This is a genomic window from Brachybacterium sp. JB7, from assembly GCF_003335205.1.
Taxonomy (GTDB): Bacteria; Actinomycetota; Actinomycetes; order Actinomycetales; family Dermabacteraceae; genus Brachybacterium; species Brachybacterium alimentarium.
This window is the reverse complement of the sequence record NZ_QPGN01000001.1, coordinates 315,583-330,273: the sequence shown is the minus strand read 5'-3', so window position 1 is coordinate 330,273 and position 14,691 is coordinate 315,583. Positions and strand designations below refer to the sequence as shown.

At 70.7% G+C, this 14,691-nt stretch carries 12 protein-coding genes and 1 pseudogene; 12 read left to right on the top strand and 1 reads right to left on the bottom strand.

All coding sequences use genetic code 11. The features are described 5' to 3' along the window. Positions 1–208: 208 nt before the first annotated feature. Positions 209–295, top strand: a pseudogene (locus tag CIK81_RS01460) (metal-sulfur cluster biosynthetic enzyme); the annotation flags it as partial. Positions 296–508: 213 nt separating this feature from the next. Here the strand turns inward: CIK81_RS01460 and ald are convergent. Beyond that, positions 509–1,624 (bottom strand): alanine dehydrogenase, encoded by a 1,116-nt coding sequence (ald, locus tag CIK81_RS01455; protein WP_096163214.1) that lies wholly within the window; start codon positions 1,622–1,624, stop codon positions 509–511. A 341-nt stretch (positions 1,625–1,965) separates the two neighbouring features. Between ald and CIK81_RS01450 the strand changes: the two genes are divergently transcribed. The 11 genes from CIK81_RS01450 (at position 1,966) to pyrF (ending at position 14,534) form a co-directional block, all read left to right on the top strand. Continuing rightward, positions 1,966–3,570: an ABC-F family ATP-binding cassette domain-containing protein gene (locus CIK81_RS01450; RefSeq protein WP_096163213.1), complete on the top strand. Its 1,605-nt coding sequence runs from the start codon at positions 1,966–1,968 to the stop codon at positions 3,568–3,570. A 130-nt stretch (positions 3,571–3,700) separates the two neighbouring features. After that, positions 3,701–4,330: a helix-turn-helix domain-containing protein gene (locus CIK81_RS01445; RefSeq protein WP_096163212.1), complete on the top strand. Its 630-nt coding sequence runs from the start codon at positions 3,701–3,703 to the stop codon at positions 4,328–4,330. A 74-nt stretch (positions 4,331–4,404) separates the two neighbouring features. Further along, the gene (gene efp, locus CIK81_RS01440; protein WP_096163211.1) at positions 4,405–4,965 is read left to right on the top strand and encodes an elongation factor P; all 561 of its coding nucleotides are present in this window, start codon (positions 4,405–4,407) and stop codon (positions 4,963–4,965) included. Beyond that, complete coding sequence (gene nusB, locus CIK81_RS01435) at positions 4,962–5,480, top strand: transcription antitermination factor NusB (RefSeq protein WP_114355295.1); 519 nt, start codon at positions 4,962–4,964, stop codon at positions 5,478–5,480. Before efp ends, nusB begins: the two co-directional genes overlap by 4 nt. A gap of 219 nt (positions 5,481–5,699) precedes the next feature. Next, the gene (gene pyrR / locus CIK81_RS01430; protein WP_096163209.1) at positions 5,700–6,314 is read left to right on the top strand and encodes a bifunctional pyr operon transcriptional regulator/uracil phosphoribosyltransferase PyrR; all 615 of its coding nucleotides are present in this window, start codon (positions 5,700–5,702) and stop codon (positions 6,312–6,314) included. Then, positions 6,311–7,267 (top strand): aspartate carbamoyltransferase catalytic subunit, encoded by a 957-nt coding sequence (locus CIK81_RS01425; RefSeq protein ID WP_096163208.1) that lies wholly within the window; start codon positions 6,311–6,313, stop codon positions 7,265–7,267. The genes pyrR and CIK81_RS01425 overlap by 4 nt, the downstream gene beginning before the upstream one ends. Further along, positions 7,264–8,598 (top strand): dihydroorotase, encoded by a 1,335-nt coding sequence (locus CIK81_RS01420; protein ID WP_096197802.1) that lies wholly within the window; start codon positions 7,264–7,266, stop codon positions 8,596–8,598. The genes CIK81_RS01425 and CIK81_RS01420 overlap by 4 nt, the downstream gene beginning before the upstream one ends. Beyond that, positions 8,598–9,089: a hypothetical protein gene (locus tag CIK81_RS01415; RefSeq protein ID WP_241963870.1), complete on the top strand. Its 492-nt coding sequence runs from the start codon at positions 8,598–8,600 to the stop codon at positions 9,087–9,089. Before CIK81_RS01420 ends, CIK81_RS01415 begins: the two co-directional genes overlap by 1 nt. Then, complete coding sequence (gene carA, locus CIK81_RS01410) at positions 9,086–10,330, top strand: glutamine-hydrolyzing carbamoyl-phosphate synthase small subunit (protein WP_096163206.1); 1,245 nt, start codon at positions 9,086–9,088, stop codon at positions 10,328–10,330. Before CIK81_RS01415 ends, carA begins: the two co-directional genes overlap by 4 nt. Next, on the top strand, positions 10,330–13,686 hold the full coding sequence (gene carB / locus CIK81_RS01405; protein WP_114307227.1) for a carbamoyl-phosphate synthase large subunit: 3,357 nt from the start codon (positions 10,330–10,332) through the stop codon (positions 13,684–13,686). Before carA ends, carB begins: the two co-directional genes overlap by 1 nt. Continuing rightward, a complete protein-coding gene (gene pyrF / locus CIK81_RS01400) occupies positions 13,683–14,534 on the top strand; it encodes an orotidine-5'-phosphate decarboxylase (RefSeq protein WP_096197800.1) in 852 nt (283 codons plus the stop codon). The genes carB and pyrF overlap by 4 nt, the downstream gene beginning before the upstream one ends. The last annotated feature ends 157 nt before the right edge of the window (positions 14,535–14,691 follow it).

The window sequence follows — 14,691 nt, the reverse complement described above, 5'->3', positions numbered from 1 at the left end:
CAGATGGCGAGCGTCAGAACTTCCATCATCGGGAGACCTCGACGTCTATCCCCGCATCGACGCGCCCACCCCGCCACCGACCGCTACACCCTCATCTGCGAAGAGCCAGTTTTGTGCGTAATTTGCGCCAGCCTGGTGAGCGTGTCGCAGAGAAGCTGCAGGTCACGCCCCCGTTCTCGAGTCATTGAGTGGGCATCGGTGGGATAGCAACTGGGTGTGGATGCCCCCGTGGGGCATGGAGAAGATCACCGAGGACGGCCGCGAGCAGCTGCGCGCGATCGGCTTCAACCTCTGATCGACCTCGTCGACGCTCCGCCGTTTGCGCGGGGCGATGGCCTCAGGCCGTGCACGACGACGGGCCCCGGGATGATCCCGGGGCCCGTCGTCGTGCGTGTGCAGCACATGGCCGTCTGCAAAGCCGCTGGGCGGGGAGGCGCAACGGGATCGAGGGGACGGAGCAGCTCGCCTGCGCGGATGCGCGGCTGAGTTGGTGCGACCTCGCCGCCGTTCAGCCGATGACCTGCTGGGCGGGCGTCACCTCGAGTCCGTGGGCCTCGCCGGTCCCGGCGTGGGTGAGCGCACCCTCGTGGGTGTGCAGACCCTTCGCGAGCGCTTCATCGGCGCGGAGCGCGTCGCGCCAGCCGGCATCAGCGACCTTCAGCACGTAGGGGAGCGTGGCGTTGGTGAGCGCCGAGGTGGCGGTGACCGGCACCGAACCGGGCATGTTGGCGACGCAGTAGTAGACCGAGTCGTGCACGGCGAAGGTCGGGTCGTCGTGGGTCGTCGGGCGGGAGCCCTCGAAACAGCCGCCCTGGTCGATGGCGACGTCCACGAGCACAGAGCCCGGCTTCATGGTCGCGACCATCTCGTCGGTGACCAGCTTGGGTGCGCGCTTCCCGGGGACCAGGACCGAACCGACCACCACGTCGGCCTCACGGATCTGCTCGGCCAGCTCGAGGGTCGTCGAATAGCGGGTGAGGATGCCGCCGTGGTGCATCGTGGCGATCTGTCCCAAGCGGGTGACGTCGAGATCCATGACGGTGACGTTCGCGTGCAGCCCATGAGCCATCACCGCTGCCTGCTCACCGACCATGCCGCCGCCGAGGATCAGCACGTTCGCCTGGTCGGTGCCGGGGACTCCTCCCATCAGCACCCCCGATCCGCCCAGCGGGGCCATCAGGTGATACGCGGCCACCTGGGTGGCCAGCCGCCCGGCGATCATGCTCATGGGCGCGAGCAGCGGCAGAGCGCGGCTGGGCAGCTGGACGGTCTCGTAGGCGATCGACGTGACGCCGGAGGAGAGGAGCGCTTCGGTGAGGTCTGCGTCGGCGGCGAGATGCAGATAGGTCAGCAGCACCTGGCCGCGCCGCATCCGTCCGTACTCAGCGGCGAGCGGCTCCTTCACCTTGACGATCAGCTCGGCCTGCTCCCAGATCTCGTCCGCGGAATCCAGGACCCGGGCATCGGCGGCGCGATAGTCCTCGTCGCTGATGCGCGCCCTGCTCCCCGCCCCCGACTCGACCACCACGTCGTGCCCGCGCACGGCGAGCTCGTGGACCCCGGCGGCGGTCAGCCCCACGCGGTTCTCGTTGTTCTTGATCTCCTTGGGCACCCCGATGCGCATCCAGAAGCCTCCTTGCCTCGACGCTCGGCCGCCTCATGCGGCCGCTCGGGACCAGCATGTCACCGACGGACGGCCGATGGCGGGTCCACGGAGACGGAGCGGCACGTGTCGGCACGACTCGAGCCGGGGAGGGCGTCGGCGCGGGGCCGGGGAGACGAAAGCGCGCGCCGAGCAGGAGGGCTCGGAGTGTGGTTCACCGCACCGCGCGCGGAAATTCTGAGGCCGACGGGTTCGCGCGCACCTAGACTCGATCCGGCCCCTGCCCGGATCCTGTCCGGGCCGGGGTTCCCACCGCCTGCGGGCCCGTGCCCGCCCTCTCGACCCCCAAGGAGTCTGATCCTGTGATCACCGTGCACGACCTCGCCATCCGAGTCGGTGCCCGGCTGCTCATGAGTGACGTCTCCTTCCAGATCACCGCAGGGGACAGAGTGGGCCTGGTGGGCCGCAACGGCGCCGGCAAGACGACGCTGACGAAGGTCCTCTCCGGGACCCTGCAGCCGTCCGAGGGCTCTGTCGAGGTCACCGGGGAGCTGGGCTATCTCCCGCAGGACACCCACAGCGGCGAGGACGACGAGCTCGTCATCTCACGGATCCTCTCCGCCCGCGGGCTGGACGGCGTGCTGAACCGGCTGCGTCGCGCCGAGGAGGAGATGGGCGACATGAGCCTGTCCGAGGCGAAGCGGGAGAAGGCGATGGACCGTTACCCGCGCCTGGAGGCGGAGCTCGACGCCGTCGGCGGATATGCGGCGGAGTCCGAGGCCAAGCGCATGGCCGCGAACCTGGGCCTGCCCAACCGGATCCTCGAGCAGGAGCTCGGCACCCTCTCCGGCGGTCAGCGCCGTCGCGTGGAGCTGGCCCGCATTCTGTTCTCTCAGGCCTCCACGATGATCCTCGACGAACCCACCAACCACCTCGATCATGACTCGATCGTGTGGCTGCGCGACTACCTCCTGAGCTACCGCGGAGGGCTGATCATCATCAGCCATGACGTCCAGGTCACCGAGACCGTCGTGAACAAGGTGTTCTACCTCGACGCCAATCGGGCCGAGATCGACATCTACAACATGGGCTGGAAGCTGTACCAGCGCCAGCGCGACGACGATGAGAAGCGTCGCAAGCGCGAGCGCATGAACGCCGAGAAGAAGGCGTCGACGCTGACGGCCCAGGCGGAGAAGATGCGGGCGAAGGCCACCAAGGCCGTCGCCGCGCAGAACATGCTCAAGCGCGCCGAGCGGATGCTCGACGGCGTGGAGGGGGAGCGGCAGAAGGATCGCGTGGCCTCGCTGCGCTTCCCCAAGCCCGCTCCCTGCGGCAAGACCCCGCTGATGGCCAAGGACCTCTCGAAGTCCTACGGCAGCCTCGAGATCTTCACCGGGGTGGATCTCGCCATCGACCGTGGGTCGAAAGTGGTCATCCTCGGGCTGAACGGTGCGGGAAAGACCACCCTGCTGCGCATCCTCGCAGGGGTCGATGACTCAGACACCGGCGGCATCCTGCCGGGACACGGACTGCGCGTGGGCTACTACGCGCAGGAGCACGAGACCCTCGACCTCGAGCGGACCGTGCTGGAGAACATGATGACCGCGGCCTACGAGCTGCCGGAGGTCGAGGCCCGCAAGATCCTCGGCTCCTTCCTGTTCACGGGGGACGACGTCCACAAGCCCACCCGCGTGCTCTCCGGCGGGGAGAAGACGCGCCTCGCGCTCGCGACCCTCGTGGTCTCCAGCGCGAACGTGCTGCTGCTCGATGAGCCCACGAACAACCTCGACCCGGCCAGCCGTGAGGAGATCCTCGGTGCCCTCGCAGCCTTCGAGGGCGCCGTCGTGCTGGTCTCCCACGACCCCGGCGCCGTCGAGTCGCTCTCCCCGGAGCGCGTGCTGATGATGCCCGACGCCGTCGAGGACCTCTGGAACGCGGAGTACCAGGAGCTCATCGAGCTCGCCTGAGCGGTCGGACCGTCGACGGCACCGACTATCGCCGTTATTCCGCTGTACTGTGTCGCACAGCGGGAATCGGCTGATTCCTGTGCGATCGTGACGTCGGCGCCGACGCGCCGGCACGAGGTGGTGGCCGTCCATGTTCGTCCTGTCCCTGTCAGGCGCCTCCGTGCGCGCTGCCGACAGCGGTGCCGATCCCGTCCCGGCTCTGCTCGACGCGCTCGGGGGAGTGGCGCTCGCCCGACCCGCCGAGCGCACCGCCGGTCCCGAGGTGCTCGCGCTCGCGTCGCGGGCCGACGCCGCCCTCGACGCCCTGCTGCGCGCCCGGGAGGAGGGGGACTGGCAGATCGGGCTCGGCATCGGGGCCGTCCGCGCACCGCTGCCGGCCTCCGTCCGTGAGATCGACGGACCAGCGGTCGAGGCCGCGGCGGAGGCGGCGCGGTCGGCCCGACGGCAGAGGGCGTCGACCAGTGTTCCGGTGGTGGTGCGGGCGGCCGATGAGCGTCACGCGGAGACCGCACAGGACGTCGAGGCCGTGCTGTGCCTGATCGGATGGATGGTGCGGACCCGGAACCGGGGCCAGTGGCAGGCCGTCCGCGCACTCCGGGAGGACCCCGGCGCTACGCAGAGCCAGCTCGCCGAGCGCCTCGGCGTCACCCAGCAGACCGTCTCCCGGGCGGTGAAGACCAGCGGGTGGCGCGAGGAGAGCGCCGCGCATCCGCTCGCGGTCCGTCTGCTCAGCATGATCGACCTCACGTCCGCGCGCTGACGGGCTGGTCCGCCACGGACAGCGGGGCGAGGCACGCTATCCTGGGCTGGCCCCGACGACTACCGAGGAGACTCATGGCGACGACGAATGATCTGAAGAACGGGATGGTCCTCGTTCTGGACAAGCAGCTCTGGAGCGTGGTCGAGTTCCAGCACGTCAAGCCCGGCAAGGGCCCGGCGTTCGTGCGGACCAAGCTGAAGAACGTCATGTCCGGCAAGGGCGTCGACAAGACCTTCAACGCCGGCCTCAAGGTCGAGACCGCGACGGTCGACCGCCGCGACATGCAGTTCTCGTACCTCGACGGCGACATGTTCGTCTTCATGGACACGACCAACTGGGAGCAGACCAACATCACCGCCGAGATCGTCGGCGGCGCGAAGGACTTCATGCTCGAGGGCCAGGACGTGGTCGTGGCCTTCCACGAGGGCGAGCCCCTGTTCGTGGAGCTGCCCACCTCCGTGACCCTGGCGATCGAGTTCACGGAGCCGGGCCTGCAGGGCGACCGCTCCAGCGGCGGCACCAAGCCCGCGCGCCTGGCGACCGGCCGCGAGATCCAGGTGCCCCTGTTCCTGAACGAGGGCGACCAGGTCAAGGTGGACACCCGCAGCGGTGAGTACCTCGAGCGCGTGAAGTGACCGATTCCCCCGCCCCACGGGGCACCGGCCTCCCCCTTCCCACCCGGGAAGGGGCGGAGGTCGAGTTCGAGAAGACGGTCCCCGCGGCGACCGATCGCCTGCATCGGCGCTCGCGCGACCGCATCCGCGCCGTGGACGTGCTCTTCGAGGCCGACGCCAAGCGTGCAGAGGTCCTGGACGTGCTCGAGGAGCGCCTGCGGCGCACGGCCGCCCAGAGCCCGCTGCCTCCGGCGGCCCGCGACCTGGTGGAGCTGTACGCTCCCCATACGATCGACATCGACGAGGACCTCGCCACGCACTCCCGGGACTGGCCGCTGCACCGCATGCCCGCGGTGGACCGCGCGATCCTGCGCCTGGGCAGCGCCGAGGTGCTCTACGGCTCGGACGAGTCCCCGCGCGGCGCGATCATCGGCGAGTACACGAAGATCGCCGAGGTCCTCTCGACCGACGATTCGCCCCGATTCGTCAACGGGCTCCTGCAGCGCCTGGCCGACGTGCGAGGCCTGCTGTCCTGACCGCCCGGGTGAAGCTGCACCCGATCGTCTCGACCTCTCCCACCACCGGCCCCCGCGGCGCGTGAACCGGCGCGGGAGCGGGACGGCACCGGACCCCCGTCCCGAAGGGCGGGCACCGACACAGCACCGCACGACGGCCGAGTAGGATCGGCTGCGCTCGGAGACGAGCATCCATACCCTTTAACGACACGTCCTGTGAGGCGTGGAAGGGAGATACCCATGCATGACGCACCTCCTTCAGCAGGAGCAGATCCGGGCGACACCGCCGCGGAGACCTCACGCGTTCTCGGCGCGGAGGAGATCCGTCGGGCCCTGACCCGGATCGCCCACGAGATCCTCGAGAGCGGCCACGGTGCCGATGACCTCGTCCTGCTCGGTATCCCGCACCGCGGGGTCCCGCTGGCCGAACGCCTCGCGATCCAGATCGCCCGGGCCGAGGGCGATGACCGCCCGCTGGACCAGCTCGCCGGCTCGCTGGACATCACGATGTACCGCGACGACCTCCGGCACAATCCGACCCGGGCCCCGAGCCCCACGCGCATCCCCCGTGACGGCATCGACGGCCGCACCGTGGTGCTCGTCGACGACGTCCTCTATTCGGGCCGCACCATCCGTGCCGCTCTCGACGCGCTCGGCGCGATCGGGCGCCCCGCCGCGGTGCGGCTGGCGGTGCTGGTGGACCGCGGTCATCGGCAGCTGCCGATCCGGGCCGACCACGTGGGCAAGAACCTCCCCACCTCGCGCAGCGAGCGGGTGCACGTCCAGCTGATGGAGACCGACGGTGCGGATGCGGTCGACATCGTCCGTCCCACGGCAGGGGAGGACCGAGCATGAGGCACTTCATCTCGATCGCCGACCTCGACCGTGAGGAGGCCATCGCCGTCCTCGCGACCGCCGAGCACATGGCCGAGACCCAGTCCCGCTCGATCCGCAAGCTGCCCACCCTCGTGGGCACGACCGTCGTGAACCTCTTCTTCGAGGACTCCACTCGCACGCGGATCAGCTTCGAGGCGGCGGCCAAGCGGCTCTCGGCCGATGTCATCAACTTCTCCGCCAAGGGGTCGAGCGTCTCCAAGGGGGAGTCGCTCAAGGACACCGCGCTGACGCTCCAGGCCATGGGCGCCGACGCCGTGGTGGTGCGCTCCGGATCCTCCGGCGCCGCCCACCTGCTGGCCCATGCCGGCTGGATCGACCAGCCGATCGTGAACGCCGGGGACGGCGCCCACGAGCACCCCACCCAGGCGATGCTGGACGCCTTCACCCTGCGCCGGCATCTGCGCCCTGGCGACCTGACCGCCGGGCTCGACGGACTCCACGTCGTCATCGTCGGGGACGTCCTGCACTCGCGGGTGGCGCGCTCCAACGTGCTGCTGCTGACGCTGCTCGGCGCACGCGTCACCCTGGTCGCCCCGCCGGCCCTGGTGCCCGTGGGCGCCGCGGCATGGCCCTGCCGGATCACGTACGACCTCGACGAGGCCCTCGCCACCGGGCCCGACGCGGTCATGATGCTGCGCGTCCAGAGAGAGCGCATGGTCGGGGGAGGGTTCTTCCCCACGGCCGGGGAGTACTCGCGTCGCTACGGGCTCACCACCGCTCGGGCCGCGGCCCTGCCCGACCACGCGATCGTCCTGCACCCCGGCCCCATGAACCGCGGGTTCGAGATCGCCGGGGACGTCGCCGACTCCCCGCGCAGCGTCATCGTCGAGCAGGTCGCCTCCGGCGTGTTCGTGCGGATGGCCGTCCTCTACCACCTGCTCGCCACCGATTCCCGGGAGGGCCTCCGATGACCGCTGACCAGACCGCACCGCCGCTGGCGACCGATCACGCGCCGCTCCTGATCCGGGGCGGGCGCCCCTACGGCGAGGACGTCCAGGACGTCCTGGTCGTCAAGGGCCGCATCGAGGCCGTCGGCACGTCCCTCGAGGCCCCCGCCGAGGCCGAGATCGTGGACGCCGACGGCTGCATCGTGCTGCCCGGACTCGTGGACCTCCACACCCATCTGCGCGAGCCCGGAGGCGAGGAGGCGGAGACCATCGAGTCCGGCACCCGTGCCGCGGCCCGCGGCGGCTTCACCGCCGTGCACGCCATGGCCAACACCACGCCGGTCGCCGACACCGCCGGCGTCGTCGAACAGGTGGCGCGCCGCGGCGAGTCCTCCGGCTGGTGCTCCGTGCGCCCCGTCGGCGCGGTGACGGTGGGCCTGGCCGGCGAGCGGCTCGCCGAGCTCGATGCGATGGCGAACTCGCGAGCGAAGGTCCGTGTGTTCAGCGACGACGGCAAGTGCGTGCACGACCCGGTGCTGATGCGCCGGGCGCTGGAGTACGTGAAGTCGTTCGACGGCGTCATCGCCCAGCACGCCCAGGACCCTCGCCTGACGGAGGGCGCCCAGATGCACGAGGGCGTCGTCTCCGCGGAGCTCGGCCTCGCCGGCTGGCCTGCGGTCGCCGAGGAGTCGATCATCGCCCGTGACGTGCTGCTCGCGCAGCACGTCGGGTCTCGCCTGCACGTCTGCCACCTCTCCACCGCAGGGAGCGTCGACATCGTGCGCTGGGCCAAGCAGCGCGGCATCGCTGTCACGGCCGAGGTCACCCCGCACCATCTGCTGCTGACCGACGAGAACGTCCGCGACTTCGACGCCGTGTACAAGGTGAACCCGCCGCTGCGCACCGCCGCGGACGTCGAGGCCGTGCGCGAGGGTCTCGCCGACGGCACCATCGACATCGTCGCCACGGATCACGCTCCGCACCCCCGTGACGCGAAGGACCGCGAGTGGGATCAGGCCGCGATGGGCATGACCGGGCTGGAGACCGCCCTCGCGCTGGTGCAGCGCACGATGGTCGACGAAGGCCGTCTCAGCTGGCGCGAGGTCGCCAGGGTGCTCTCCGAGAGACCCGCCGAGATCGGCCGCGACGAGGACCAGGGGCAGCAGCTCGCCGCCGGGGCCCCGGCTCACGTGCTGGTCTGGGACCCGCGTCCGGTCCGGACCACCGACCCGGCGGAGCACTCCTCCCGCGGCCGCAACTCCCCGTTCGCCGGACTCGAGCTGCCGGGCCTGAACCGGCTGACGCTCCTCGGGGGGCGGCCCACGGTGCGCGACGGCGCCGTGGTGGAGCACTGATGGCCGAGCTCGGACCGGTTCTCGCGCTGGTCGCGCTCTTCCTGCTGGTGCTCGCCCTCATGGCCTGGGGATGGCGACGGCGAGGGCGCTCCCAGCAGCACCTGCCCGCACCGACGACCGCCGCGCTCGAGGAGCTCGGCGAGACCACGACGATCGGTCCGCTCCAGGCCGTCTACGTGAGCACCGTGCTCGCGCAGCAGCCGCTCGAACGGGTCGTCGCCCACACGCTGGGGCAGCGGGCCTCCGCCCGAGTCAGCATCGGGTCCGCCGGCACCTGGCACATCCTGCGCGAGGGCGCTCGTCCCCTGACCATCCCCGCCGATGCAGTCTCCGAGATCACCGCCGGGCCCGGAATGGCCGGGAAGTTCGTGGGCGGCGACGGCATCCTCATCCTCCGCTGGCGCCTCGGCGACCAGCTCCTCGACACCGGTCTGCGCCTCGCACGGCGTGAGGACCACGATCTGCTGCTCTCCCGGAAGGAGCACCCATGACAGCCTCTGCCCCGCACCAGGCGTCCACGTCCACTCGTCCGCCCTCCCGTGCCCGGCGCGACCCCGCGCTGCTGGTCCTCGAGGACGGCACCGTCCTGCGCGGCAGCGCGTACGGAGCCCGCGGCGCGCGACGCGGAGAAGTCGTCTTCACCACTGGGATGACCGGTTACCAGGAGACGCTCTCGGACCCGTCGTACGCCGGCCAGATCGTCGTGCAGACCGCGCCGCACATCGGCAACACCGGCGCCAACGCCGAGGACATGGAGTCCCGGAAGGTCTGGGTGCGCGGCTACGCGGTGCGCGACGCCAGCCGCATCACCTCCAGCTGGCGCTCCGAGCAGTCCCTGGACGAGCTCCTGCTCAGCAGTGAGGTGGTCGGCATCTCCGACATCGACACCCGCATGCTCACCCGGCACCTGCGCGATGCCGGCTCGATGCGCGGCGGGATCTTCTCCGGAGATGCGCTGGAGGCCACCGAGGCGGACCTCGTGTCCCTGGTGCGTGAGCAGCCCACCATGAGCGGATCCAGCTTCGTCGAGGAGGTGACCATCGCCCAGCCGGTCGTGCTCGAGCCCGAGGGCGAGGCCGTCGGGACCGTCGCCGCCGTCGACCTCGGCATCAAGGGGGCGTCCCCGCGCAGCATGCTCTCGCGCGGTCTGCGGGTCCACCTGCTGCCGGCCACCTCCACGCTGGAGGAGTTGCTGGCCGTCGAGCCCGACGCCGTCTTCTTCTCCAACGGCCCGGGCGACCCCGCCGCCGCCGACGACCAGGTCGAGCTGCTGCGCGGCGTCCTGGACGCGGACCTGCCGTTCTTCGGGATCTGCTTCGGCAACCAGCTGCTGGGCCGGGCCCTCGGGTTCGACACCTACAAGCTGAAGTTCGGCCACCGCGGCATCAACCAGCCCGTGATGGACCGCGAGACCGGCAAGGTCGAGATCACTGCCCACAACCACGGCTTCGCGCTCGACGTCCCTCTGGACGGCGAGCACACCGCGCCGCACGACGGCGGCCGCTACGGCCGTGTCACGGTCACCCACGTCGGCCTGAACGACGACGTGGTCGAGGGCATCCGCTGCCTCGACCGTCCCGCCTACTCCGTCCAGTACCACCCCGAGGCCGCCGGCGGACCGCACGACGCCTCCTACCTCTTCGATCGTCTCGTGGACCTGGTGAGGGAGCGTCGCAGCGGATCCGCTGCACCCGCCTCCTCCACCCTCCCGTCCTCGCAGAAGGAGTCCTGATGCCCCGTCGTCCCGACATCTCCTCCGTCCTCGTCATCGGCTCCGGGCCGATCGTCATCGGCCAGGCCGCGGAGTTCGACTACTCCGGCACCCAGGCCTGCCGGGTGCTTCGCGAGGAGGGCCTGCGCGTCATCCTCGTGAACTCGAACCCGGCGACGATCATGACCGATCCGGACATCGCCGATGCCACCTACATCGAGCCGATCGACCCGGACATCCTCCGCTCGATCATCGCCGCGGAGCGTCCCGACGCGCTGCTGCCGACCCTGGGCGGCCAGACCGCCCTGAACGCCGCGATCGCCCTCTCCGGGAACGGCACGCTCGAGGAGTTCGGCGTCGAGATGATCGGTGCGAGCCTCGAGGCGATCAACAAGGCCGAGGATCGCCAGCTGTTCAAGGAGGTCGTGGACCGCGTGGGCGGCGAATCGGCCCGCTCGAAGATCTGCCACACCATGGACGACCTGCTCGAAGGTGCCGAGGAGCTCGGCTACCCGATGGTCGTGCGTCCCAGCTTCACCATGGGCGGGCTCGGCTCCGGCATGGCCTACGACGAGCAGGACCTGCGCCGCATCGGAGGCGACGGCCTCCACTACTCGCCGACCACCGAGGTGCTCCTGGAGGAGTCGATCCTGGGCTGGAAGGAGTTCGAGCTCGAACTGATGCGCGACCGCAACGACAACTGCGTGGTCGTCTGCTCGATCGAGAACGTCGATGCCGTCGGCGTCCACACCGGCGACTCGGTCACCGTCGCACCGGCGCTCACCCTCACCGACGTCGAGATGCAGAAGATGCGCGACCTCGGCATCGGCATCATCCGCGAGGTCGGGGTCGACACCGGCGGCTGCAACGTGCAGTTCGCGACGCACCCCGAGACGGGCCGCATCGTCGTGATCGAGATGAATCCGCGCGTCTCCCGCTCCTCGGCGCTGGCCTCCAAGGCCACCGGCTTCCCGATCGCGAAGATCGCCGCGCGGCTGGCCATCGGCTATTCGCTCGACGAGATCCGCAACGACATCACCGGCACCACCCCGGCCAGCTTCGAGCCCGCGCTCGACTACGTCGTCGTGAAGGTGCCGCGCTTCGCCTTCGAGAAGTTCCCGGCGGCGGATCCGACCCTCACCACCACCATGAAGAGCGTCGGCGAGGCGATGGCCATGGGCCGCAACTTCACCGAGGCCCTCGGCAAGGCCCAGCGCTCCCTGGACATCAAGGGAGCTGCCCCGACCTACGAGGGCACCCCGCCGACCGCCACCGAGATCACCGAGCTGCTGGACGAGGTGCGCACCCCGACCGACTCCCGCCTGGTGACGATCTCCCGCATCCTGTGGGCCGCCGCCGAGGGCGTCGTGGACCCCGCGGAGACTCTCGACCGTCTGGTGGAGGCCACCTGGATCGACCGCTGGTTCCTGGACCAGATGCTGATGGTCGCGGAGATCGCTGCCGAGATCCGCACCTCCGAGGTGCTGGACGGAGAGCTGCTCGCGCTGGCCAAGCGCCATGGGCTCTCCGACGACCAGATCGGCCGCCTGCGCGGTCAGCACGGCGACGTCGTCAAGGGCGTCCGTGAGGCGCTGGGCATCAACCCGGTGTTCAAGACGGTCGACACCTGCGCGGCAGAATTCGTGTCGCGGACCCCGTATCACTACTCGACCTACGACCAGGAGACCGAGGTCGAGCCGCGCGAGCGCCCGGCCATCCTGATCCTCGGCTCCGGCCCCAACCGCATCGGCCAGGGCATCGAGTTCGACTACTCGTGCGTGCATGCGGCGCTCGCGCTCGGCGATCGGGACCTCCCCGGCGGCGGCTACGAGACCGTGATGATCAACTGCAACCCCGAGACGGTCTCGACCGACTACGACATCGCGGATCGGCTCTACTTCGAGCCCCTCACCTTCGAGGACGTCGTCGAGGTGTACGAGGCGGAGAAGGCCGCCGGTCCCGTGGCCGGCATCATCGTCCAGCTCGGCGGCCAGACCCCGTTGTCGCTCGCCCGCCGCCTCGAGGAGGCCGGCCTGCCGATCATCGGCACCAGCCCCTCGGCGATCGATCTCGCCGAGGACCGCGGCCACTTCGGTGCGGTGCTCGCCGACGCCGATCTCCCCGCCCCGCCCTACGGCACCGCCTGGGGCCTCGCGGACGCGACGGAGGTTGCCGCGAGCGTCGGCTACCCGGTGCTCGTGCGTCCGAGCTACGTGCTCGGCGGACGCGGCATGGAGATCGTCTACGACCAGGACGGTCTGGTCGACTACGTGAGCCGCAACCTGCCCGACGGCGGCCGCGCCGAGGCGCCCATCCTCATCGACCGCTTCCTGGACACCGCGATCGAGATCGACGTGGACGCCCTGTACGACGGGACGGACCTCTACCTCGGCGGCGTCATGGAGCACATCGAGGAGGCGGGCATCCACTCCGGTGACTCCGCGTGCACCCTGCCGCCGGTCACCCTCTCGGACGCGGTCATGGACCGTATCCGCACCTCCACCCTCGGGATCGCCGCGGGCGTGGGCGTGCGTGGGCTCCTCAACGTCCAGTACGCGCTCTCCCAGGGCACCCTGTACGTCCTCGAGGCCAACCCGCGCGCCTCGCGCACGGTGCCCTTCGTGGCCAAGGCCACCGGGGTGCCTCTCGCCCGGGCGGCAGCCCGCCTGATGGCGGGGGAGACCATCGCCGAGCTGCGGGAGCGCGGCGTGCTGCCCGACCAGGGCGACGGCGCGGACCTGCCCGATGATTCCCCGATCGCCGTGAAGGAGGCGGTGCTCCCGTTCAAGCGCTTCCGCACTCGCGAAGGGCGCGCCGTGGACTCGGTGCTCGGTCCTGAGATGCGCTCGACCGGAGAGGTCATGGGCCTGGACGCGACCTTCCCGCTCGCCTTCGCCAAGTCCCAGCTGGCGATCTCCGGCCAGGGCCTGCCGCTCAGCGGCGCGGTCTTCGTCTCGGTCGCCGACCGCGACAAGCGCGCGGTCGTGCTGCCGGCTGCCCGTCTGGCCGCGCTCGGCTTCGACGTCCTCACCACCGCCGGCACCGGCCGCGTGCTGCGCCGCAGCGGGATCCCCTGCACGGTGCTGCGCAAGGCCTCCGAGGCCGACGGCGAGGGGGCCAGCGTGATCGACCTGATCGAGTCCGGGGACATCGACCTGGTGCTCAACACCCCGTCGGGCTCGAACGCCCGGGCCGACGGCTACGCGATCCGCGCCGCCGCGACCAGCATGGACGTGCCGATGATCACGACCCTGCAGGAGTTCCAGGCCGCGGTGCAGGCGATCGAGGCACGCCCGGTCGAGCCCTTCGAGGTGGGCAGCCTGCAGGAGCACACCCGTCGCCTGGTGGAGGCCCGCGCGGCCGCCGTGACGGCATGAGCGGCAGCACGGCGGCGCGTCCGTTCGGCAGCCGGCTGCGGCAGGCGGTCGAGGCGAACGGACGTCTCCTCGCCGGCATCGACCCCCACGCCTCTCTGCTGGAGGCGTGGGGCCTGCCGGACTCCCCTGCCGGGATCGCGGAGTTCTCCCGCATCGCCCTGGACGCGGTCGCGGGGCAGGTCGCGGCGATCAAGCCGCAGTCGGCCTTCTTCGAACGGCACGGCTCGGCAGGGGTCGCCGTCCTCGAGCAGCTTCTGGGCGAGGCCCGGGAGCGCGGAGTGCTGAGCATCCTGGACGTCAAGCGCGGGGACATCGGCTCGACCATGGAGGCGTACGCCCACGCGCATCTGCGCCCGGGAGCCCCGCTCGAGGCCGATGCGATCACCGTGAGCCCGTATCTGGGGACAGGTTCGCTGGACCCGGCGGCCCGGCTCGCGCTCGCCCACGGCAAGGGGCTCTTCGTCCTCGCCCTCACCTCGAATCCCGACGGACCCCAGGTCCAGCACGCTCTGACGGCTTCTGACACGCCGGTGGCTCTCGAGATCGCGCGACACGCCGAACTGATCGGCGCGGGTGCATCGGGGGAGTGGGGGAGCGTCGGTCTCGTCGTCGGGGCGACGGTCGGCGACGCCTACCGGCGGCTCGGGCTGGATCGCGCGGCACCATCGGTCCCGCTGCTCGCACCGGGCTTCGGAGCCCAGGGCGCAGGACCTGCCGACATGGCCGAAGTGTTCGGAGAAAGTGCAGGTCACGTGCTGGTCTCTCTCTCCCGTGGGCTGCTGTCCGCCGGTCCCGATCCGGACCGCCTGCGCGCCCACGTCGAGCAGCTGCGCAGGCAGTACGCCTGAGTGCGGACAGGGTCGACGGGGCTCTCGACGAGCGTCCGCGAGACCGGGGAACCGGGGTGCCACGGGACGCTCGTGGCACCCCGGATCTGCACCGGACCTGCGCTTCAGCGTGTCAGAAGTGCCCTTCGCCACGATATTGGGGTTACGCTCTTCCCAC

Bases quoted from the DNA above. Each gene is read 5' to 3' on its own strand.
- ald (WP_096163214.1), bottom strand. From the start codon at position 1,624: ATGCGCATCGGGGTGCCCAAGGAGATCAAGAACAACGAGAACCGCGTG.
- CIK81_RS01445 (WP_096163212.1), top strand. From the start codon at position 3,701: ATGTTCGTCCTGTCCCTGTCAGGCGCCTCCGTGCGCGCTGCCGACAGC.
- efp (WP_096163211.1), top strand. From the start codon at position 4,405: ATGGCGACGACGAATGATCTGAAGAACGGGATGGTCCTCGTTCTGGAC.
- pyrR (WP_096163209.1), top strand. From the start codon at position 5,700: ATGCATGACGCACCTCCTTCAGCAGGAGCAGATCCGGGCGACACCGCC.
- CIK81_RS01425 (WP_096163208.1), top strand. From the start codon at position 6,311: ATGAGGCACTTCATCTCGATCGCCGACCTCGACCGTGAGGAGGCCATC.
- CIK81_RS01420 (WP_096197802.1), top strand. From the start codon at position 7,264: ATGACCGCTGACCAGACCGCACCGCCGCTGGCGACCGATCACGCGCCG.
- CIK81_RS01415 (WP_241963870.1), top strand. From the start codon at position 8,598: ATGGCCGAGCTCGGACCGGTTCTCGCGCTGGTCGCGCTCTTCCTGCTG.
- carA (WP_096163206.1), top strand. From the start codon at position 9,086: ATGACAGCCTCTGCCCCGCACCAGGCGTCCACGTCCACTCGTCCGCCC.
- carB (WP_114307227.1), top strand. From the start codon at position 10,330: ATGCCCCGTCGTCCCGACATCTCCTCCGTCCTCGTCATCGGCTCCGGG.
- pyrF (WP_096197800.1), top strand. From the start codon at position 13,683: ATGAGCGGCAGCACGGCGGCGCGTCCGTTCGGCAGCCGGCTGCGGCAG.